Here is a 21,390-nt window from a genome sequence, read left to right as displayed (position 1 = left end):
AGCTTCACAACTTATTTAATTATTTTTTACAAGGAATTTCTTTTTATCAACTTAGACTCATTTTCAATTAACTCATTTTTAGAATTAATAACCATGTCAGCCAATAACCTACCCATTTCTTTAAAATCTGTACTAATTGTGGTAATTCCATCGGCAACTACTTCTTTTAATGGCGTATCATTGTAAGAAATTATACCTAAATCTGAACCAATTTTCAATTTCTCAGACTTTGCTTCCTTTACAAGAGTTACCAAATCATTATCGCTAGGAACTATATAAACCTCACCTATTGCAATTTTATGACTTTCTAAAGTTTCAATCACTTCTAATTCCCACTTATCCTGATAATGTGTAGCAAACTTTTTAAATCCTTTCAATTGTCCTATTGGCTCTTTTCCTCCAGGATATACAAAATAGATTTTCTTATATTTTTCCAATAGGTTCAATCCTGATTCTAGAGCATTAAATACATCCTTTTCAAAATTCTGATATATCGCAGGGTAATGTTTTTTTAATGCAGCATTAGTTTGGTCAAGAATATAGACTTCATTTTCAGGCAGCTGTTGCAATACATTATAAGCATCATTAAACTTTGCAGGCATAATTATATAAGAAGTATACTTGCCATTGTTGTTATCAATTAACTCTTTAAAAACTTTACGGTTAAAATGATGAAAATAAATATCAACATTTGCCTTATCGTTTAAATTCTCAATAAAGGAATTGTATAATATCTCTTTGAATACATTAAATTCTTCGAAGAGTAGAAAAATATTCTTTTTAAATCGAGTTGAAGTACTTGCCAAGTAGTAGCCCTTACCAGGAACTGAAGATATTACTCCTCGAATTTTTAACTCATTATATGCAACAAGAACAGTATCTCTGGATAAACCAAATTCTTTACAAATTGCATTAATCGAAGGTATCCTATCTCCAACATTTACAAGTCCTTTATCAATTGATTGTAGTAAAGAGTTGATTAACTGTTTGTATTTCGGAATGCCCGAATCAGTACTTACATTAAATATTTTAGAAGGCATCTTTATTGTATTTATTTGCATGCGTATAAATACAAAGGTAACAAATTCCCAACTGATACGAACCAGTATGGTGGATGAAAGATTCTATATTAATTCTTGTAAGCTGACATTCTACTTTGAATCGTATCTCTTAGCACATCTATATTAATGCTAAATTCTTCTGAATAAAACTTCCTGATCAAATCCAATTTTGTTCTAATTAATTCCTTCCCATTGTTAAATTCTATACACGAATTAGGATCGGAAAAATCTTCACAATTCGAATCTTTTAGGTAAGTCGAATTAAAATAAACAGTATCCTGAACAAAAAAGTGAGACGTAAGTTGAGCAAAATCTTCAAATTGATTTTTCGTAGCATAAGCACTCACCATCCCTCGCTTAATCGCATCTGATAATGATACTCCATTTCTCCAACCTTCTCCTATATATCCTGAAGGTGAAATATTATTGTACTCATTGGGTAATCCTTTCTTTTGATGAACAATATGGGAAAATTCATGATGCATTGTTATCAATTGATTTTCTAACCAAATTCGATCATTCAAATCAAATGAATTTAAATTTATTAAAATAACTCTGGCGCCACTTTCGGCATACCCCAACATCCTTTCCCCTTCACTTTCATAAATATATGATCCTATATATACCAACTCTTTAGGCATATATTCATGAATGAATAATTTTGAATCATCAGACAATACAAGAAAAGGTTTTATCCACAGTTCCTCTATCAATTTAGTTACTGGAATAACCAAATCTTCCTTAATTGGATCTGCTGTTTGATCCTTATTCAAAAAACGTTGATCCCACTCCCATCTTATTGCCGTTCCATATCTGTTAAGAATATTCTCCCTTATATAAATATCATTTGGATGGTTAGACAATATTACGTCCGGTGCTTTATATTCGACATCATCTGATTTATTACATGCTGTAATAAGCATTGTTATTACAATACCAATTAAAAAAAGTCCAATATTAAAGTTTCTGTAGTTCATCTCTATCTTGGATTAGGAAATAAACCATTTACTCTGGCAGATTGTGGAATTTGTACTGCAGTTCTTATATCATTCGGAATAAGTTGAAAAGTATTATTCTGAATGTCTTTATGTGTAATCGAAAGTTCGAATCTCTTAATATCAAACCATCTTAATCCCTCATCTAAAAACTCTTTTCTTCTTTCATCCAGTAAAAAAAGTTTCATGGCATTTTTTACATCTGACAGAGAATAATACTCTTTTATTTTATTCAAATCCAGCTTACCTCCATCCAAATATCTTTTTGCCGCAAGAGTATGATAATCCTTTAATGCAATTTCATATTCACCTTGCATAATGTAACATTCCATTCTATTCAGAAGCACCTCTTCTCCTTTTAATTCACTTTGAATAAAATAGGGAAAACCTGTATTGGAAGTTGTATAGCGGAACAGCTCATGGTATTTTGGAACAACAATAGCTCCAGTACTATAACTCCACCGCTGATCCCTAACATCTAATTCCTCTTGAATATTATTATTAAAAAGGTCATTGAAAATCTTTTTATCACTCCTGTAACCATAATTAGCCCTGGCATAAAATGATTCTTTTCGTATTGCAATTAAATTGGATTTTTCATTTACGTCGGAGTTTTTAGCCGCCATTTCATCAAAAGTAGTTCCTTGGTAAATTTTAAATAAATCCCTCACATAAGCATTTGGATCACCATCAAGAACCAAATTACAGTACTTTAAACTACTTGAATAGTCTTTTTTATAAAGAAAGAATCGTGCAGCAAAGGCATACGCTGCTTTTCTTGTGAAATGATATTTTTTTGATCCAATAAAATAATCATCCCTTAATAAAGAGAGTCCTGTAGTTAAATCTCTTTCAATTTTATCGTAAACATCTTTAACCGAACCTCTTGAATAGCTTTTAAACAGTTCATCCTCTACTACTTCCACGTAAGGAATGCCCAAATCATTTTCTGATGTTTCCTCTTTATAATGTTTTGAAAAAATATTCACCAATATGAAATGATTATAAGCTCTCGATATTAATGCTTCACCTCTAACAACTGCTCTAAAATCATCATCACCAGAAACGTTATCAATAACAGCCAAAGCTTCGTTACAATGAGCAATTGCATAATATGAATTTTCCCAAAAGTAAGTAGTAGATTCCTGAGCTTCATAAGAATCCATTGAACTCCATTGAAAGGCCTCTGTCATATGATCTCTTTGTGTATTGTCGGGAATGGCCGACACATTATCTGTCATCCATTCGATAAAAAGATATGTACTTTCATTGTACGAATTAGCAACTAATTTGGCAACATCTTTAACTGTTTGCAGCTCTTTTCTATCATCTGGATTTTCATCAAGATAAGAATCACATGAAATTGAAAATACAGTTATGAGTAATATGCCAAAAATTCTATTCATGAAAGAGCAAGTAGTTTAAACTTAGAAGGCTAAGTTAACAGAAAAACTGTAAGTTCTGGACATTGGAAGTGAAATTCCTCCTGACTGAAAAAACTCAGGATCAACTCCATTTAATTTTTTATCCGAATAAAGTAAGGCAATATTGTAGGCCTGTAATTTTAAACTTGCCGAACTCAAATTCATTAAATTTAGCCAAGATTGTGGCAATTGATATACTATTCCAATATTTTTAAGTCTAACAAAACTTCCATCTGCAACACGAACAGTACTTTTATTATATAGTTTATATGGATTTAATCCTGAATCATTTAATTCTTCAGATTTCCATCGGGTTAATACAACCGGAATATTGGTTCTATTCTCATCGCCGGCTTTCTTCCATCGATTCTTTAGTCCACCTGGAAGGCTTGAATAATCATCATAGCTATTGCTAAATGCATCTTCAAGTCTAATTTTATTTCCAAATCGATAATTTAATCCTATTGATAGTGTCCAATTTTTGTAATGAAAAATGTTCTCCAAACCTCCAAAACCTTTTGGTGTAGTTTGTCCCTCATATTTCAGATATTTTAGAATATCAATTCTCTTCTGTAAATTAAGCTTTTGAATTATTTTACCATTTGGTCCATAAAACTGAGGAATTCCATTAGCATTTAATCCTGCAAATGGTATCGAAAATAAACTATTTGAAGAATAACCTTCGAGATTTGTTCCCAATGACTGAATGGCATCTGCAATTCTAGGTTCATCAAAGTATTTAGAAACTTTATCCTTGGCATAACTAAACGTAAAATGCGTATCCCAATTGAAATATTTTGTATTTACATTTTTTGTGCTGAGTGTAAATTCAATTCCATTAATTTTCATTTCGCCAACATTACCGTACTTCTTTCTTATTCCTCCAATACCACTTGTTGTAACAAAACCAAGTAAATCTTTAGATCTTCTTCTGAAATACTCAATATCAGTATAAAATCTTCCATTAAACATTTCTAATTCTACCCCCAAATTGAACTCATATAATTTTTCCCAGGTAAGACCTTTATTGGCCAATTCATCTATATATAAAATATCTTCTCCATCTTCATCATTGGATCTTAAAGGTGCTCCAGATTTTAAAATTAAAGAAGGACTCACTCCAATTCCATTATCTCCAGATAATCCATAAGTTGCCTTTAACTTTAAACGATCCATAAAGCCAATTGACTTCATAAAGTTTTCACCATGAATATTCCAAGCCCCACTAACATTCCATGTAGGTAGGTATCTTGAATCACTATTTTTCCCTTGTCGATTGTCTCCATCATACCTGAAAGTAGAGTTGAGAATGTATTTGCCCTTATAAGAATATGCTCCTGTTAAAAACACTCCAGCAAACCTGTACTTTTCTTTCCTTCTGTAATAATCTGTTTGATCACGAAATTTCAGATATTTTACAACCATTGGATTGGTAATACTTATTCCTCCTTTATCGTATAAATGACCCCAAATTTCGTTGTGAGTCTCTTTTCTATTTGTATATCTTATTTCCTGTCCGAACAACAGATTGACAATATGATTCTGATCTGATTTCAGGTTCCAATCAATTATATTTCTGATAAAATAACTGGTCAATGAATTTTTAGTGGTGTTATAAAATCCTCCCTGATCTAAAACTGTATATGGCTCTTTTTCTGGATAATCCGGATCATCAAAAAGAAAACTGTTCCTATTAACAAACAAAGGATCATCAGCTCTGTACGCTTCAGCATGATTAGATTTTTCATGAATTTTTTGCTCCCGTAAAGTATTTACCCAGCGTCCTTGAAAAATAGATCTAAATCTCAATTTAGAAGTAATAGCATATTGAACCTCTCCCTGAAATAAAAGATCATCCACATCTACATTTACATAATTGTGATCCAATTCATAAAGAATATTAAAGGGAGTATAATTCCTTCTAAAATACTCTAGATTACCGTTATCATCAAATGGTCTAATACTTCTACTAGTATAGAGTGCATAATTATACGGGTTAACATCGAAATTACGCTCATAAAGTCCATCAATTGGTTCAAATTTTCTATCTTTTGATCCTGGTAATCTTTGATCTCTAATATTCCCTGATACTTTAAATCCCAATTTCAAGCGCTTCGACACATCAAACTCTCCTTTTAACAAAGCAGTATAATTTTTCACTTCATCAGCTAAAGTTTGTCCTTCATCTGTATAATATCCAATAGAGGTATAAAATCTGGATTTATCCGATCCTCCAGAAATACTAAAAGAATGCTGTTGCGATAAAGAATTTCGAAATAAAACATCAAACCAGTCAGTATTCGAATTGGCATATTTTGATAAGAACTGATAATTCAAGCCTCCATGGGGTCCCCAACTTACATTATTGTTAGCAATCTCATAAAACATTTTGCTCATGGCTCCATGGTTTGCCGCTGATGCTGCTTTAGCAATATCGATCCAACCTTTATCATACAACTCTTCATAAACTTCCATTTCTTCATCAGAAGATAATATATCGAACTGTGAATAAGCAGGTTTTTGTCTTACAATTGCACTTCCTGAATAGGTAACTTTTAATTTACCTGTTTTTCCTTTTTTGGTAGTAATTACAATTACCCCATTCATTGCCTTTGCACCATACAATGCAGTAGCCGAAGCATCTTTCAGAATCTGAAATGATTCAATATCATCAGGATTTAAACCTACTACACCTGAACTTAAAACCGTAGAAAGGTTACCTGAAGTTAAGTCATTATTGGTCAACTCTATTATATCTTCCTGAACAACTCCATCAACTACCCACAAAGGTTTATTGCTACCATTTATCGAAGCTTTTCCTCTAATTCGAACAATAGGAGAAATGCCAAAGGTTCCCGAGATATTATCTACCTGAACTCCTGATATGTGACCTTGTAATGACCTACTTACATCTGCAATTCCATTTAAAGCAATATCAATTTGGTTTAACTTATTAGCAGATCCTGTAAATAAGCTTCTATCAATTTTCTGAAACCCAGTTGTAACCAACACTTCATTAAGTTTTTGGTCAGATGGAAGCAGCTCTACATTTATTCTTTCCAATTCACCAACACTTACCTCCTTGGTTTTCATTCCTATAAACGAAAACACCAATACAATATCAGGATCATTTGATGCAATAAGAGAGTAATTACCGTTTATGTCAGTTGATGTGCCAAAATAAGTTCCCTTTATCATTACGGAAACTCCTGGTAAAATCATTCCTTTATTATCAGTAACATTCCCATTAAGCTTTTTTATTTTTTTAATCGCTTTATGAAGTTTTGGATCAGGAATTTTGATATTAGAATCAGGCTTTAAAATAATTACCTTATCACGGATTTCATATGTCAAGCCAGATCCGGCTAAACATTCTTTAAGAATTTCCTTTACACTTTTAGGAATACCAGAGAGGCTAATATTGCGAATTTTCTTAATATCATCAACATTATACAAAAATGTATAATTTGTTTTTTCTTTGATCTCGGACATTACCTCAATCAAACTTGCACCTTTCATTCGCAACTCTAACCTTTCCTCTTGTGGAAATGCTTTAGATTTTAGTCCAAAACACACAAATAGAAAGAAGAAAAACAGGAGTCTTATTGCAAAAAACTCTTTTCTTTTCTGCATAAACCTCTAATTCCGATTTTTTTTAATATTTTTGAGTTGTGATTTGGTTAGTATTACACTCCTAGCGATAGTGGTGTTTATTGGCTTTAACCGAGATTTGTAGCAGCAAATCTCGGTTTTTTTTACCCTTCTTCAACCAAAAGGGTTCTATCCTTAATTGTAAATTTCACTTTTTGAGTAACCTCAATCAACTCTAATATTTGATCGATATTATCGTATCTAGTCAGATCTCCTGAAAATCTTAATTTTTTAACAGACTCGTTTAAAAAGGACACCTCTACATTGTACCATCTTGAAAGTCTTGTCATTATATCTTCCAAACTCTCATTTTCAAAAACAAACCTACCATCTTTCCAAGCAGTATAAATGTCAGTATTAACTACCTGCTTCAATATTTCTCCTGTTGATTTATTAAAACGAAATTGTTCATTTGGTAACAATTTCACCTTGTTTCCAAACAAAGTATCACTAACTTCAACTCTACCTTCAACCAGGGTAGTTACAATTTCATTTAAATCAGAATAGGCATTAACATTAAACGATGTACCAAGTACTTTAACCTGAGCTTTATTCGCATTGACAACAAATGGATGAACAGAATCCTTAGCTACTTCAAAGAATGCTTCCCCTTTAAGCTCAACTCTTCTTATCCCCGATCCAAATTCTGAAGGAAACCGTAGTTTCGAATTGGAATTAAGCCATATTCTGGTTCCATCCATTAGTGTCAACTTATATTCCCCCCCTCTGGGAATAATAATTGTATTGTAGGTTAATTGTGATTTGGTAATATTTGATTTTTTCTGATAAATTAATTCTTGAGTTTTATTTGAAATAAATACATCTCCTTCTTTAATTATAATTTCTTCATCCAGCTGATATCTTTCACCATCACTTGTTATCAGTATAGCCTGCTGTGTTCCCGGACTAATAATATTGGAAACCTTATTCTCCAGTATATTGGAAAAGAAAAGTGTAGAACCAATTGCAAGAATAAGTACTGCTGCAATTTTTAAAAGGTTCATATTTAACTTTCTAACCTTATCCTTTTTAATTTTAGCTTGAATTTTATCCCAATTTGCTCTTTTATTGGATTTCTCCAATTTTGATTCTCTTTTCAAATATTGCTTTTCGGGATTCATAGAAAGCTTTTGGAACAGAATTGCATTTTCTTCATTATCTTGCTTCCATTCCTCCAGGTACTGACATTCCTCTTGAGTTAATCGATTCTCTAACCGTTTAACGATTAAATCAGCAATTTTAAATCCTGAATTTAAATCCTTCATCTTCATTTCGCATTTACATGTACTATAACAGTTTCTCTCAAAAAAAGGGTGACAAACATTTTAAATTTTGTCACCTTCGTAGTTCTTGGATATTTTTCACAAAAACATCAACATTGTAAATAAATCTTTTAGATTCTCTTTCAGAAACTTACTTGCTCTTTGTTTTTGAGTTTTTACCGTGTTTATAGAAATATTTAGGTCTTCTGCAATTTCTGCATTTTTAAGCCCCCTTAAACTCAATAAGTAAATAGCTCTCGCCGATTCAGGAAGTTTTCCAACCGTATCTGCAATGATTCTGTTCACTTCCTCTTCAATAACATTGTTTAAAAAATAATCCTCACTCAAAACATCAGTCTTCGTCTGAGCTACATAATTTCTTTCAACTCTCTGATGATCTATATAGTTTAGACAGGAATTACGAACAGTTTTATACAAAAAGGCTTTGAGTGGTGCTTCATGATAAAAGGAAGATTTTTTTTCCCAAACCTTTATAAAACTCTCTTGGACTAAATCTTCAACAACCTCACTATTGGATATGTATTTTTGACCAAATAAAAACAATGCTTCATAATACTTATCGTATAAATTCTTAAAAGTGGATTGACTTCCTCTTCTGAATTTTTCGATGGATATGTTGGCAGTTGTTGGCATAGGTTCTATTTACAAATGGACAGACAATATTATAAAATAATTTTAGATTACAATAATTGTATATTTTAGATTAGATAAATTAATTAAATAGCATGTTATACAATAAAAAAAGGGTGTCTAAAACAGACACCCTTTTAACGATATAACATCTTCTATAGGTTTAACTTTTTCTTTAAATGCTTTGGCAGTGCATCTTTGTGCACCATAATGGCAACTGTTTTTAATTTAACGTATGCTTCACTCATGTTCAAGTATCCGCCAAATTTATTACTATCATCGGCCCAAGAATTTTTTGTCTTATAGTAAAGCATTCCATTTTGATCCTTTACAATACCTGTTAAATGCATCAAATGATCATCAGTTGTCTGGAAATTATCAAAAGTTTTCTGACGCAACTCTTGCGTTACCTTAGGCTCATTGGTATTTCCTTTACGATTTTCTGTTTTATTCTCAACACCATCTTCCCATTTGGCAATTTCGGAGTTACTCATATCTGTTTCTTTAACAGCGGGTAATACTGCATATCCTTTTCTATGAGAGAATCCTTTTTCACTAACATCTCCATCCCAACAAACAGAATATCCATTTTCTAATGCGTAATTCATAACCTCCATCAATTCATCAATTGGTACATTGTAATATAAATCATCTGACCAATTATCTGGAATCTCAAGATTAATTTTTGAATAAAAAGGATGATGATTGTAAGATGTAAGCTCTACATAATCCGAAGGGTTAAATCCCACTTCTTCGGCAAACTTTTGCGGACTATACGCTTTTCCATTGTACTCGAAAGATTCTGGTAGTTTACCCATATAAGTATCTAAAACACCATTTACTGATGAAAGCCAAACCGGTGTAATTGTTTTATTAGGATTTTTAACAATTTCATCCAACATGGCTTTTGTCGATTTCACCATTTCTCTGTGAATGTGAAAATCTCCTTCATATTGATTTCCTGAATAGATTGATTCCGGCACAAATCCATGAGTTTTTACAACATTCATTACATCATGAGCTTGTCCACCCTCACTAAAATTACCTTTTCCATGCAATCTAAAATATCGCTTGGCTTTTTTTGAATAAGCTTCACGCACAATATACATTTCAGATAAATCCATTTCAGGAGCACCCATTCTTAATAATTCAGTTTCGATAAACGAAGTAGTTGCAAAACTCCAGCAAGTACCTGTACTTTGTTGATTTTTAACCGGTGTAGTCTTTACTTCTGTAACAGTAGTAAATTTCTTTTCATCCTGTTGCTCCTGTGCATTTGCCACATGCAAACCACTTATCAACAACAGTGTAAGGAGTAATTTGTTCATTTGTTTGTGTTTAAGTTTAAAGGTATATTTTTACAATTTTTCTAATTCTAACTGTTTCTTTTTCGGCATTTTCTCAACAACCAATTTATACGATTTATCAATCCATTCTTTTAATAAATCATCCGATACACTTCCATCCATCATTATTGTATTCCAATATCTTTTATTCATATGGTAGCCCGGTAGAACTGCAGCATATCTTTCTCTTAATTCAATTGCCAAATCCTCTTCGCACTTTACATTCATGCTCAATTCTTGATTGATATTTGTAAGCAAAAACATTTTATCTAAAACTTTAAATACCAAAGTTTCTTCATCAAAAGGAAAACTCTCGGTAACGGCTTTTTTCGATAGACAATACAGTCTTAATTCTTCGATATTCATGATTTAATCGTTTATTAAAAATCTGTGCAATTGAAGACTAACAAATATAACGAGTTTTAAAGATATCTGTAATCGCACTTTAAAATTCTAACGGAAAATTTATTCTCCTATTAGTAATCTATTGGCAAAATGTATAAATTACTTTCTTTACTTCATTCAATTTTGACAAAACGATATGATTTGAAGGCAAAGAAATAATAATTGTTTATCAACATAAAGCAAAGTTCCACTCAAACTCCCATTCGGTGTATATTATGATATATTAATTCTTGTTTAAGAATTTATATACTCCATCACAAACCCTCCCAATTCGTTGAGTTTTATCACATATCAGTATAATTACGAATAAGAGCTCTTAAAATGATTTTTTTTTAAACTAGTCTCGATTTCGTATATTTATACCACAAAAACGCTTTTTAAAAGTAGGTTAAATCATGAATCAAGTTAGCTATACTCAAAAATATAACTGGAAGGACAAGAGAATTCTCATTGTTGAAGACGAGGAAATTAATAACATGTTCTTTGATGCTGCATTAAGCAGAACCAAATCTGAATTACTTTGGGCAAAAAATGGCAAAGAAGCAGTTGACATTGTAGATATTACAGAAGATGTTGATGTGATATTAATGGATATTCGCTTACCAATAATGGATGGTTGTGAAGCAACCAGAAGAATTAAAAAACGTCATAGCGAAATTCCTATTATTGCTCAAACTGCTTATGCATTGGAAGGTGATCGTGAACGAATCTTAGATGCAGGCTGTGATGATTATCTTGCAAAACCAATCCGTTTTGAAGAGTTACTAGCAACAATTGATAAATACCTTGCTGACTAATCCACTGGCGCAATAAATGCATCTTCGATGTGTTCTATTACGTACTTCTCTCCTTTTTTTATTACGCTAACAACATCAAATCTGACTTCTTGTTTAATTTCTTTTAAATCTACATATGCCTGTGTAGCTTTTACCAGAAATTTAATTTTTGATAAGGTAATAGCATCAGCAGGATGCTCAAAATAATCCGTCGATCGGGATTTTACTTCTACAACAACTAAAAAATCATTATTTAAGGCAACAACATCGAGCTCTTTTTTTTGGTAAATCCAATTCCTATCCAAGATCTGGTAACCTAATCCGATCAAGTATTTTACAGCCAAGTCTTCTCCTAATTTACCTAATTCGTTGTGCTTTGCCATTATTAGATTATCGTTTATCCCAAATAAATTTAACCTCTTTCTCGTCCACCGATATTTTTACATACCTGCCCAAAGGTATTGTCCAATTATCATTAATATGACCAGCTGGAAAATTATAAACAACCGGGTAAGTATAGCTTTCCACAACTTCATTGATGATTTCATAAGCAGCTTTTCCAAATTTAGGATCTCCTTCTTTCATACTACTAAAACCACCAACCACAAGAGCCTGGAGTTCCGACAGTTTTCCTCCCATTCTTAAATTATGCATCATCCTATCTAAATGATATAACTCCTCGCCAACATCCTCTATGAATAAAATTTTGCCATGAGTTTCAAAATCCATATTGGTACCACGTAAGCTATACAAAATAGATAAATTACCACCAATCAATTCACCTTCAGCAATGCCTAAACGATTCGATTCATGAGGTTGAATTTTATAATCCTCAAATTTTCCCATCATTGCTCCAAATAAACTTTCAACCGATTTTCCAGTTTCATCTTCTATAAAATTAATAGGCATTACAGAATGTAAACTTTCAACATCTAAAATATTATTCAAATAGCTGTGAAATACAGTTATATCGCTATATCCAATAATCCATTTGGGTTTGCGAAGAAATAAGTCAAAATCTAAATGCTCCAGTATTCGTATGCAACCATACCCTCCTCTGGCACAAAGAATTGCTTTTATATCCGGATCATCCAGCATTTGCTGAAAATCCTTCAACCTATTTAAATCCCTACCTGCAAATTGGTGATATTCATCAAACACATGTTTGCCCAAAACTACTTTTAAGTCCAAACGCTCAAGCATGGTAACTGCAATTCCCACTTTTTCTGGCTCTATCTTTCCTGCTGGTGAAATAATCCCAATTTTGTCTCCTTTTTTTAAAGCAGTAGGCTGATACATATTTATTTAGTTTTTATTGTAAACTGTGTTCAAATTAAGAATAAAATACAAAGCAAGAACAATATTTTTGATAATTCTATCTTATCTTTGCCAACGATTTGCTAAATAAGGTGCTAATCAACTAAAAAGTAACCAAAATAATAGTTGGAACAGATTTTTATAACTCTTGTTCCATGTGTAAAAAATATCTCAAATGAAGAAATTTAACAGAACTCTTGTAACTACAGCTCTTCCATATGCCAATGGTCCTGTTCATATTGGACACCTGGCAGGTGTATATGTTCCTGCCGATATCTATGTAAGATACCTAAGGATGAAAGGCGAGGATGTTCTTTTAATTGGAGGTTCCGATGAGCATGGTGTACCTATTACTATTAAGGCTCAAAAAGAAGGTATTACTCCTCAAGATGTTGTTGATAAGTATCACAATATCATTAAAGATTCATTCGAGAAATTTGGTATTTCTTTCGATGTTTATTCTAGAACAAGTAACAAAGTTCATCATGAAACGGCTTCTGAATTCTTTAAAACTTTGCATGAAAAAGGCGAGTTTGTTGAGAAAACCAGTGAGCAATATTATGATGCTGAAGCAAATCAATTTCTTGCTGATCGTTACATAACCGGAACTTGCCCTCATTGTAAAAGTGAAGGTGCATATGGAGATCAGTGTGAAAGCTGTGGAACATCATTAAATGCAACAGATCTTATTGATCCAAGATCATCAATCACAGGAAATAAACCTGAATTAAAAGAAACCAAACACTGGTATTTACCACTTGACAAATATGAGCCATATCTAAAACAGTGGATTCTGGAAGAACACAAAGAATGGAAACCAAATGTTTATGGTCAGTGTAAATCATGGTTAGACAATGGACTTCATCCACGTGCCGTTACACGTGATTTGAACTGGGGTGTTCCGGTTCCTGTAGATGGAGGAGAAGGAAAAGTATTGTACGTTTGGTTCGATGCTCCTATCGGATATATTTCAGCAACCAAAGAGCATACTCCTGATTGGGAAAAATATTGGAAAGCTGAAGATTCTAAAATGGTTCATTTCATTGGAAAAGACAATATTGTTTTCCACTGTATCATTTTCCCTTCAATGCTAAAAGCTGAAGGTTCATACATTCTACCAGAAAATGTTCCTTCGAACGAATTCTTGAATTTAGAAGGAGATAAAATCTCTACATCAAGAAACTGGGCGGTTTGGTTACACGAATACCTTGAAGAATTTCCAGAGAAGCAAGATGTATTGCGTTATGTACTTACAGCCAATGCACCTGAAACCAAGGATAATGACTTCACCTGGAAAGATTACCAGGCAAGAAATAACAATGAGTTGGTTGCAATTCTTGGAAACTTCGTGAACCGTGCATTGGTACTAACACACAAATATTTCGATGGAAAAGTTCCTGCTGCTGGAGAGCTTAATGATTTCGATAAAGAAACATTAGCTGAAATTCCAACGATCAAAGCACAAGTAGAGAAAAATCTTGAAACTTACCACTTCCGTGAGGCTTTAAAAGAAGCAATGAATTTAGCTCGCTTAGGAAATAAATACCTTGCAGATACTGAGCCTTGGAAAGTGATAAAAACAGATGAAGAAAGAGTTAAGACAATCATGAACATTTGTCTTCAGATCTCTACCAACCTTTCTACTTTAATGGAGCCGTTCTTGCCATTCTCGGCTAACAAATTAAGAGAGTTCTTAAATATTGAACCTTTAGCTTGGGAAAATATTGGTGAAAATGTAATTGAAGTAGGTCATCAAATTAACAAAGCTTCATTGTTGTTCGAAAAAATTGAAGATGCAACCATTCAGGCTCAGGTAGATAAATTGTTAGCAACCAAAGCTGCTAACGAAGCTGCTAATAAACCAGTTACTCCAGCAAAAGAAAACATCAACTTCGATGATTTCATGAAGATGGATGTTAGAGTTGGTACCATTACTGAAGCTGAAAAAATTGCAAAGACCAAGAAACTATTAAAATTAACTGTTGATACAGGTATTGATCAACGAACAGTAGTTTCTGGTATTGCAGAGCATTATAAACCAGAAGAAATTATTGGCAAACAGGTAAGTATCTTGGTGAACCTTGAACCTAAAAAATTAAAAGGAATCGAATCGCAAGGTATGATTCTAATGGCTGAAGATGCTGATGGAAAATTATCATTTGTTTCTCCTGATCAAGCTGTAAAACCTGGCTCTGAAATTAGATAAGAAATATCATATAAATAGAAAAGCGCTTCCTAATGGGAAGCGCTTTTTTTATATCGATAAAGTTTATCCTTATTGTTTCAAAACCCAATATGAAGATTTTGGATTGGCTGCAATGGCCTTTTTCTTAAATTGGTCAACTGCCTTTCTATTATTAAATTTGTTAATTGCAACAGAAAACAAATTCTTATTTTTAATGATCTCTGCGGGATAAGATTTAGAAATTAACTCTTCTTGCAAGATTTTAGCATTTTCAATAGTTGTAAAACTTCCAGCAATCAAATAAAATTTCCCTTTACTAGTTTTTGAAATCTTAGCAGGAACTTTATTCTTTTCAATTTTTGGATCAAACTTCACCAATTCTTCTGGAGGAGAAATTTGAGGTTTTAATTGCACATGATTTTCTGTTAAAGAATTCTTATCTCCGGAAAAACCCATCGAAGCCGAATCTAAAACAGAATTTCGCTCCGAATTCAAAGGAAGTAAAGCTACCGCTAACAAAACTGCAGCAGCGGCAGAAGCATACCAAATTCTTTTTGTAGTAAAAAATCCTTTTACCTGATGATCAACAATTGAAGGAATTCTTTCTTCAACTGTCTTATGAAGTTTGGGAAGCTCAAGTTGTTCCAATCCCAAACTATCAACCAAATAATTCAAGTTTGCCACTGGTTCAAATTGTAAATTATGTTTTCTGTCCTTACAAAATGATCCGATGCCATCGATCACAACTTTCTCTCCACGCTGAATTTTCACTCGAATGTCTTCTACAAAAAACATCACAGCCTTCTCAGCTTCAGCATAACTTAAATTCTCCAAGTCGGCCAAATGATTTATCAAAAGACCATCGTTTTGTGTAAGATTGCGATTGAACCCTAAATCTTTCGAAGGAGGAAAAACCATTTGCTGATTTTCATCAATTCTGGCAGAACGATAATTCGCTACAAATCCACCAAAACCAGGCAAAATCACACAATCGTGCACAAATAATAAATCTTGTATGTATTTTGATATCTCATGCATATTAGACAAATATAGTCAAAAATAAATGCCACTCAAATGGATTATTTACACACAAGAACCAACCAATTAAAAATCAACAAATTCCACATTTAATTTTAAATTAATTAAATTATACAAACATTTCGATAAAAAAGGGCTTAATTTTACTTATCAAATAGTTAGACGAATTGTAATTATGAAGAAACAAATTTTAGTTGCAGGTGGTGCAGGATATATTGGATCTCATACTGTTGTTGAATTACAAAACAGTGGGTTCGAAGTTGTAATTGCTGATAATCTGTCAAACTCAAAAATCGAAGTTCTGGATGGTATTGAAGCCATAACAGGAATTCGCCCAATATTTGAAAAAACAGACCTTAGCAAGAAAGAGGAAACGGCTGAATTTTTCAAAAAGTATCCAAACTTATCTGCCATTATTCACTTTGCGGCATCGAAAGCTGTAGGTGAATCGGTTAAAAAACCTTTGCTGTACTATCGCAACAATCTTAATTCCTTGATGAATATTTTGGAGGCCATGAAAGAGCACAATATTCAAAATTTGGTATTCTCGTCATCATGCACAGTTTATGGACAACCTGATAAACTACCCGTTACTGAATCGACTCCACGAAAAGAAGCTGAATCTCCTTATGGAAATACCAAATCAATTTGTGAAGATATTATTCGCGATACAACCAAGGCTCATCCTGAATTGAAGGGAATTGCTCTAAGATATTTTAATCCAATCGGTGCTCATCCAAGTTCTAAAATTGGAGAATTGCCGTTGGGTGTTCCAAACAACCTTATTCCATTCCTTACTCAAACGGTGGCAGGAATTCGTCCTGAACTTAGTGTTTTCGGAAATGATTACAATACGCCCGATGGATCTTGCATTAGAGATTACATTAATGTAGTAGATTTGGCAAAAGCTCATGTAGTAGCCATTGATCGTTTGTTACAAAATAAAAATGCATCCAACTACGAATATTTTAATGTTGGAACAGGATCTGGTGTTTCTGTGCTGGAAATCATTGAATCATTCGAAAGATCAACAGGTGAGAAAGTTCCTCATAAAATAGTTGGCAGAAGAGCCGGAGATATTGAGCAGATATATGCAGACACTTCATATTCTAATAGAGAGTTGGGGTGGAAATCAGAAAAAAGTCTTGATGAAACTTTGCTTTCTGCCTGGAATTGGCAAGTAAGCATTATGACGCAAGAAGAAAAATAATCCATAAACTTATATCCATGAAAAAGAAAATATTAATCACAGGTGGAGCAGGTTTTATTGGCTCTCATGTTATTCGTCTATTTGTAAACAAATACCCTGAATATCAAATTGTAAACCTTGATGCTTTAACCTATGCTGGTAATCTTGAAAATCTTAAGGATATTGATTCAAAACCAAATTACACCTTTGTTAAAGGTGATATTACCAATTTGGAATTTGTAACTGAATTGTTCAAGGATTTTCAATTCGACGGAGTTTTACATTTGGCAGCAGAGTCTCATGTTGATCGCTCTATTTCTGATCCTTTGGCATTTATCACTACCAACATTGTTGGAACAGTTAATCTTCTGAATGCAGCAAAAGAAATTTGGGAAGATAACATGGACGGAAAGAGATTCTATCATATCTCAACCGATGAAGTTTATGGTTCGTTAGGTGAAACCGGGAAATTTTTGGAAACTACTCCATATGATCCAAGAAGTCCATACTCTGCATCAAAAGCAAGTTCAGATCATTTGGTGAGAGCATATTTCCACACCTACAACATGCCTGTGGTATTATCAAACTGTTCAAACAACTATGGAGCAAATCAATTTCCAGAGAAGTTGATTCCTTTGGTAATCAATAACATTAAAAACTCTAAACCACTTCCAATTTATGGTAAAGGTGAAAATGTTAGAGACTGGTTATTTGTGGAGGATCATGCCTTAGCGATTGACATGATTTATCACAAAGGAAAAATCGGAGAAACATACAATATTGGAGGAAACAACGAGTGGACCAATATCGATTTGGTAAGAAAGCTTTGCGATATCATGGACAAGAAATTAAACCAGGAAATCGGAACTTCTCAAAAGCTAATTACCTTCGTAAAAGATCGTGCTGGTCATGATTTACGTTATGCAATTGATGCTTCCAAAATTAAAAATGAATTGGGCTGGGAACCTAGCATTCAATTCGAAGAAGGTTTTGAACAAACTATCAATTGGTATCTTGAGAATACCGATTGGCTGGAAAATATCCTTTCCGGAGATTACGAAAAGTACTACGAACAGCAGTACGAAAAGAGATAAAAACAAAGAGCGATGTCAATTGACATCGCTCTTTTTGTATCTGATACTTTTGATTTATTCTACAGTAACCGATTTTGCAAGATTTCGCGGTTGATCAACATTACACCCGCGTAACACCGCGATGTAATAAGAAATCAACTGGAATGGAACTACAGTTAATAAAGGAGCTAAAGCTTCCAATGTTTCCGGAATTTCAATCACATAATCCGCCATATCAGCAATTACAGTATCACCTTCGGTAACAATTGCAATCACATGACCTTTACGAGCTTTTACCTCCTGAATATTACTTACAATCTTTTCGTAAGATTTATCCTTAGTAGCAGCTACAAATACAGGCATGTGCTCATCAATTAAGGCAATAGGTCCATGCTTCATTTCTGCTGCAGGATAACCTTCTGCATGGATGTATGAAATTTCTTTCAATTTCAAAGCTCCTTCCAAAGCAACCGGGAACAAGAATCCACGACCTAAATAAAGTGCATTTGTAGATTCAATATATCTCTTCGATAATTCTTTAATATCCTGATCTTTTTCTAAAATCTTAGCAATTTTCTCTGGAAGATTAGCAAACTCCTCGATTAACTTGTGGTATTCTTCTTTAGCCAAAGTTCCTTTTCTGTAACCTACCAACATAGCCATCATGGTAAGAACAGTAACCTGAGCAGTAAATGCTTTTGTTGAAGCTACCCCAATTTCCGGTCCTGCGTGAGTATAAACACCCGCATCAGTTTCTCTTGGAATACTTGAACCAACAACATTACAAATACCCAAAACAGTAGCTCCTGCTTCTTTTGCCAACTTAATTGCAGCTAAAGTATCTGCAGTTTCACCACTCTGGCTGATTGCCAATACAATATCATCCTCAAAAATTACAGGATTTCTGTAACGGAACTCTGAAGCATATTCTACTTCAACCGGAATTCTGGCAAATTCTTCGAACAAATACTCGCCAACCATACCTGCATGCCACGATGTACCACAACCAATAATTAAAATTCGTCGTGCATTCACCAATTTTGGAATTACATCGTTAATCCCGCCAAGGAAAACTTCTTTATTTTGAGGTGATACTCTACCTCGAATGGTATCATGAATTGAACTGGTTTGTTCAAAAATTTCCTTAAGCATAAAATGCTCATATCCACCTTTTTCAATCTGCTCGATATCCAAATCCAATTGCTGAACGTGAGGTGTTAATTTATCGTTCTGTAAAGTTTTCAATACCAACTCATCACGATTAATAATAGCAACATCATCATCGTTAAGGTAGATTACACTCTGAGTATACTCAATAATTGGAGTTGCATCTGAAGCTAGGAAATACTCACCATTTCCAACACCAACCACAAGCGGACTACCTTTTCTTGCTGCAATTAACTGATTTGGTTCATCTTCACAAATAACAACCAGACCATATGCACCAACTACCTTAGTAAGTGCCAAACGAACCGCTATTTCCGCAGTAACTTCACCTTTTAGGTAGATATATTCAATAAGGTTAGCCAAAACCTCAGTGTCTGTTTCACTTTGGAAGGAATAACCTCTTTTTACTAGTTTTTCTTTTAAGAAGGCATAGTTTTCAATAATACCATTGTGAATAATTACAAATTTATTATTCATTGAACGGTGAGGATGAGCATTTTCATCATTTGGTTCTCCGTGAGTTGCCCAACGAGTATGCCCTATACCTATGGAACCTGAAATATCGTGTCCCTTTACATGATCTTCTAAATCTTTTACCTTACCCTTGCACTTAAATACCTGAGTTTGGTTAGTTCGAAGTGCAATACCTGCAGAATCATATCCGCGATATTCTAATCTTTTTAAGCCATTGACCAATATAGGATAAGCATCCTTATCGCCAATATAACCAACTATTCCACACATAAATACATAAATTTCAATCTCGGTACCACTCAAGATTGGTTTAATAATTCTAAACTGAAAATCGCACTACAAGTCTAATTTTATATGAGTTAGCCTTAAACCTACAGCCTTATTTCAATTATCAATAAATTTCTCCTAAAAATATAATAAGTTAGCCTACTCACCAAACTTAACCGCAATTTATATCGAACTCACATGAAATAAAAAAAGTGCATTAAAACCGAAGTTAAAATGCACTTTCAATTATATTTTAGAGTTTTACTATTCAGCTACTAATTCATCGTAAAAATCAGAGTAAGCTGTAATGTATTCTTCTTTGTTCTTATAAGGCATAAATGGCTTTCCTGAAGCTTCAGCATAAGCTTTAATTTCCTCATTAATATTTTCACTCCCCATGATAATTGCATCAGACTGGTCGATAGCCAATTTGTGAAGTGCCACATAATTTGCATCCTCCAAAACTTTCACATCATCTTCTTCCACTCCTTCAATAATCGCTTTGGCTTTGAAATCAGAGCTAAATGGAGTTGAGAATTCATCATCGTAAATAGAGAACACCACTTTTGTATCCGTAAACAATGGATCTTCATTAAATGCTTTCTTCAAATACAAAGGAGTCAACCCGGTAAACCATCCCTGGCAGTGAACCACATCAGGAGCCCAACGCAATTTCTTAACAGTTTCTAAAACTCCACGAGCAAAGAAAATCGCTCTTTCATCATTATCTGCAAATCCATCACCGTTTTCGTCCGTCAAAATTTGCTTTCTGTGGAAGTAATCTTCGTTATCGATGAAATATACCTGCATTCTTGCAGCCTGAATAGAAGCAACCTTAATGATCAGCGGGTGATCCGTGTCATCAATAATTAAATTCATACCAGACAAGCGGATTACCTCATGTAACTGATTTCTTCTTTCATTAATGCAACCGTAACGCGGCATGAAAGTTCTAATTTCTTTTCCTTTTTCTTGGATTCCTTGAGGAAGATATCTTCCTATTTCAGACATTTCAGTTTCAGGCAGGTAAGGGGTAATTTCTTGTGAAACAAACAATACTTTTGTCTTTTCCATATAGTCGCTAAATATTAATACAGATTATCTGCGCA

At 33.4% G+C, this 21,390-nt stretch carries 17 protein-coding genes; 4 read left to right on the top strand and 13 right to left on the bottom strand.

Annotation, left to right across the window (positions count from 1 at the left end; translation table 11 throughout):
• Nucleotides 1-26 precede the first annotated feature (26 nt).
• The 8 genes from M0051_RS13300 to M0051_RS13265 all read right to left on the bottom strand — a co-directional run bounded on the left by M0051_RS13300 (nucleotide 27) and on the right by M0051_RS13265 (nucleotide 10,756).
• Nucleotides 27-1,040 (bottom strand): GntR family transcriptional regulator, encoded by a 1,014-nt coding sequence (locus M0051_RS13300; RefSeq protein WP_306742003.1) that lies wholly within the window; start codon nucleotides 1,038-1,040, stop codon nucleotides 27-29.
• Nucleotides 1,041-1,129: 89 nt separating this feature from the next.
• Nucleotides 1,130-2,038 (bottom strand): substrate import-associated zinc metallohydrolase lipoprotein, encoded by a 909-nt coding sequence (locus M0051_RS13295; protein WP_306742002.1) that lies wholly within the window; start codon nucleotides 2,036-2,038, stop codon nucleotides 1,130-1,132.
• A gap of 2 nt (nucleotides 2,039-2,040) precedes the next feature.
• A complete protein-coding gene (locus M0051_RS13290; RefSeq protein ID WP_306742001.1) occupies nucleotides 2,041-3,462 on the bottom strand; it encodes a RagB/SusD family nutrient uptake outer membrane protein in 1,422 nt (473 codons plus the stop codon).
• 21 nt (nucleotides 3,463-3,483) lie between these two features.
• Nucleotides 3,484-7,113, bottom strand: a complete 3,630-nt coding sequence (locus M0051_RS13285) for a SusC/RagA family TonB-linked outer membrane protein (protein ID WP_306742000.1) — start codon at nucleotides 7,111-7,113, stop codon at nucleotides 3,484-3,486.
• A gap of 122 nt (nucleotides 7,114-7,235) precedes the next feature.
• Nucleotides 7,236-8,396: a FecR family protein gene (locus M0051_RS13280; protein WP_306741999.1), complete on the bottom strand. Its 1,161-nt coding sequence runs from the start codon at nucleotides 8,394-8,396 to the stop codon at nucleotides 7,236-7,238.
• A gap of 96 nt (nucleotides 8,397-8,492) precedes the next feature.
• Complete coding sequence (locus M0051_RS13275) at nucleotides 8,493-9,047, bottom strand: RNA polymerase sigma-70 factor (protein ID WP_306741998.1); 555 nt, start codon at nucleotides 9,045-9,047, stop codon at nucleotides 8,493-8,495.
• 152 nt (nucleotides 9,048-9,199) lie between these two features.
• Nucleotides 9,200-10,372 carry an aminopeptidase C gene (locus M0051_RS13270; protein WP_306741997.1) on the bottom strand — a complete coding sequence of 391 codons (1,173 nt, stop codon included), beginning with the start codon at nucleotides 10,370-10,372 and terminating at the stop codon, nucleotides 9,200-9,202.
• A gap of 30 nt (nucleotides 10,373-10,402) precedes the next feature.
• Entirely contained in the window at nucleotides 10,403-10,756 is a 354-nt protein-coding gene (locus M0051_RS13265; protein WP_306741996.1) for an MmcQ/YjbR family DNA-binding protein, read from the bottom strand.
• 434 nt (nucleotides 10,757-11,190) lie between these two features.
• Here M0051_RS13265 and M0051_RS13260 point away from each other — a divergent pair, with 434 nt between their 5' ends.
• A complete protein-coding gene (locus M0051_RS13260; RefSeq protein ID WP_306741995.1) occupies nucleotides 11,191-11,592 on the top strand; it encodes a response regulator in 402 nt (133 codons plus the stop codon).
• Here M0051_RS13260 and M0051_RS13255 read toward each other — a convergent pair.
• Both M0051_RS13255 and M0051_RS13250 read right to left on the bottom strand, forming a co-directional pair.
• On the bottom strand, nucleotides 11,589-11,954 hold the full coding sequence (locus tag M0051_RS13255) for a YraN family protein (RefSeq protein WP_306741994.1): 366 nt from the start codon (nucleotides 11,952-11,954) through the stop codon (nucleotides 11,589-11,591). The genes M0051_RS13260 and M0051_RS13255 overlap by 4 nt on opposite strands.
• A 7-nt stretch (nucleotides 11,955-11,961) precedes the next feature.
• Nucleotides 11,962-12,870 (bottom strand): LD-carboxypeptidase, encoded by a 909-nt coding sequence (locus M0051_RS13250; protein WP_306741993.1) that lies wholly within the window; start codon nucleotides 12,868-12,870, stop codon nucleotides 11,962-11,964.
• 193 nt (nucleotides 12,871-13,063) lie between these two features.
• Here M0051_RS13250 and metG point away from each other — a divergent pair, with 193 nt between their 5' ends.
• Nucleotides 13,064-15,094 carry a methionine--tRNA ligase gene (gene metG, locus M0051_RS13245; protein WP_306741992.1) on the top strand — a complete coding sequence of 677 codons (2,031 nt, stop codon included), beginning with the start codon at nucleotides 13,064-13,066 and terminating at the stop codon, nucleotides 15,092-15,094.
• A 69-nt stretch (nucleotides 15,095-15,163) separates the two neighbouring features.
• Here the strand turns inward: metG and M0051_RS13240 are convergent, their stop codons facing one another.
• Nucleotides 15,164-16,111, bottom strand: a complete 948-nt coding sequence (locus M0051_RS13240; protein ID WP_306741991.1) for an HU family DNA-binding protein — start codon at nucleotides 16,109-16,111, stop codon at nucleotides 15,164-15,166.
• 175 nt (nucleotides 16,112-16,286) lie between these two features.
• Here M0051_RS13240 and galE point away from each other — a divergent pair, with 175 nt between their 5' ends.
• Entirely contained in the window at nucleotides 16,287-17,321 is a 1,035-nt protein-coding gene (galE, locus tag M0051_RS13235) for a UDP-glucose 4-epimerase GalE (protein ID WP_306741990.1), read from the top strand.
• A 17-nt stretch (nucleotides 17,322-17,338) separates the two neighbouring features.
• Complete coding sequence (gene rfbB / locus M0051_RS13230) at nucleotides 17,339-18,394, top strand: dTDP-glucose 4,6-dehydratase (RefSeq protein WP_306741989.1); 1,056 nt, start codon at nucleotides 17,339-17,341, stop codon at nucleotides 18,392-18,394.
• A gap of 54 nt (nucleotides 18,395-18,448) precedes the next feature.
• On the opposite strand, the gene glmS is transcribed toward rfbB, so the two are convergent.
• The gene (glmS, locus tag M0051_RS13225) at nucleotides 18,449-20,284 is read right to left on the bottom strand and encodes a glutamine--fructose-6-phosphate transaminase (isomerizing) (RefSeq protein WP_306741988.1); all 1,836 of its coding nucleotides are present in this window, start codon (nucleotides 20,282-20,284) and stop codon (nucleotides 18,449-18,451) included.
• Between the two features lie 261 nt (nucleotides 20,285-20,545).
• Nucleotides 20,546-21,355: a glycogen/starch synthase gene (locus M0051_RS13220; RefSeq protein WP_306741987.1), complete on the bottom strand. Its 810-nt coding sequence runs from the start codon at nucleotides 21,353-21,355 to the stop codon at nucleotides 20,546-20,548.
• Nucleotides 21,356-21,390: the final 35 nt, after the last annotated feature.

The sequence above is a fragment of the Marinifilum sp. D714 genome (assembly GCF_030851345.1).
GTDB lineage: Bacteria > Bacteroidota > Bacteroidia > Bacteroidales > Marinifilaceae > Marinifilum.
This window is presented reverse-complemented; position numbering and strand designations above follow the sequence as displayed.

What these genes read in the sequence shown, in the direction of transcription:
- M0051_RS13300 (WP_306742003.1), bottom strand. Translation starts at nt 1,040, where the DNA reads ATGCCTTCTAAAATATTTAATGTAAGTACTGATTCGGGCATTCCGAAA.
- M0051_RS13295 (WP_306742002.1), bottom strand. Translation starts at nt 2,038, where the DNA reads ATGAACTACAGAAACTTTAATATTGGACTTTTTTTAATTGGTATTGTA.
- M0051_RS13290 (WP_306742001.1), bottom strand. Translation starts at nt 3,462, where the DNA reads ATGAATAGAATTTTTGGCATATTACTCATAACTGTATTTTCAATTTCA.
- M0051_RS13285 (WP_306742000.1), bottom strand. Translation starts at nt 7,113, where the DNA reads ATGCAGAAAAGAAAAGAGTTTTTTGCAATAAGACTCCTGTTTTTCTTC.
- M0051_RS13280 (WP_306741999.1), bottom strand. Translation starts at nt 8,396, where the DNA reads ATGAAGGATTTAAATTCAGGATTTAAAATTGCTGATTTAATCGTTAAA.
- M0051_RS13275 (WP_306741998.1), bottom strand. Translation starts at nt 9,047, where the DNA reads ATGCCAACAACTGCCAACATATCCATCGAAAAATTCAGAAGAGGAAGT.
- M0051_RS13270 (WP_306741997.1), bottom strand. Translation starts at nt 10,372, where the DNA reads ATGAACAAATTACTCCTTACACTGTTGTTGATAAGTGGTTTGCATGTG.
- M0051_RS13265 (WP_306741996.1), bottom strand. Translation starts at nt 10,756, where the DNA reads ATGAATATCGAAGAATTAAGACTGTATTGTCTATCGAAAAAAGCCGTT.
- M0051_RS13260 (WP_306741995.1), top strand. Translation starts at nt 11,191, where the DNA reads ATGAATCAAGTTAGCTATACTCAAAAATATAACTGGAAGGACAAGAGA.
- M0051_RS13255 (WP_306741994.1), bottom strand. Translation starts at nt 11,954, where the DNA reads ATGGCAAAGCACAACGAATTAGGTAAATTAGGAGAAGACTTGGCTGTA.
- M0051_RS13250 (WP_306741993.1), bottom strand. Translation starts at nt 12,870, where the DNA reads ATGTATCAGCCTACTGCTTTAAAAAAAGGAGACAAAATTGGGATTATT.
- metG (WP_306741992.1), top strand. Translation starts at nt 13,064, where the DNA reads ATGAAGAAATTTAACAGAACTCTTGTAACTACAGCTCTTCCATATGCC.
- M0051_RS13240 (WP_306741991.1), bottom strand. Translation starts at nt 16,111, where the DNA reads ATGCATGAGATATCAAAATACATACAAGATTTATTATTTGTGCACGAT.
- galE (WP_306741990.1), top strand. Translation starts at nt 16,287, where the DNA reads ATGAAGAAACAAATTTTAGTTGCAGGTGGTGCAGGATATATTGGATCT.
- rfbB (WP_306741989.1), top strand. Translation starts at nt 17,339, where the DNA reads ATGAAAAAGAAAATATTAATCACAGGTGGAGCAGGTTTTATTGGCTCT.
- glmS (WP_306741988.1), bottom strand. Translation starts at nt 20,284, where the DNA reads ATGTGTGGAATAGTTGGTTATATTGGCGATAAGGATGCTTATCCTATA.
- M0051_RS13220 (WP_306741987.1), bottom strand. Translation starts at nt 21,355, where the DNA reads ATGGAAAAGACAAAAGTATTGTTTGTTTCACAAGAAATTACCCCTTAC.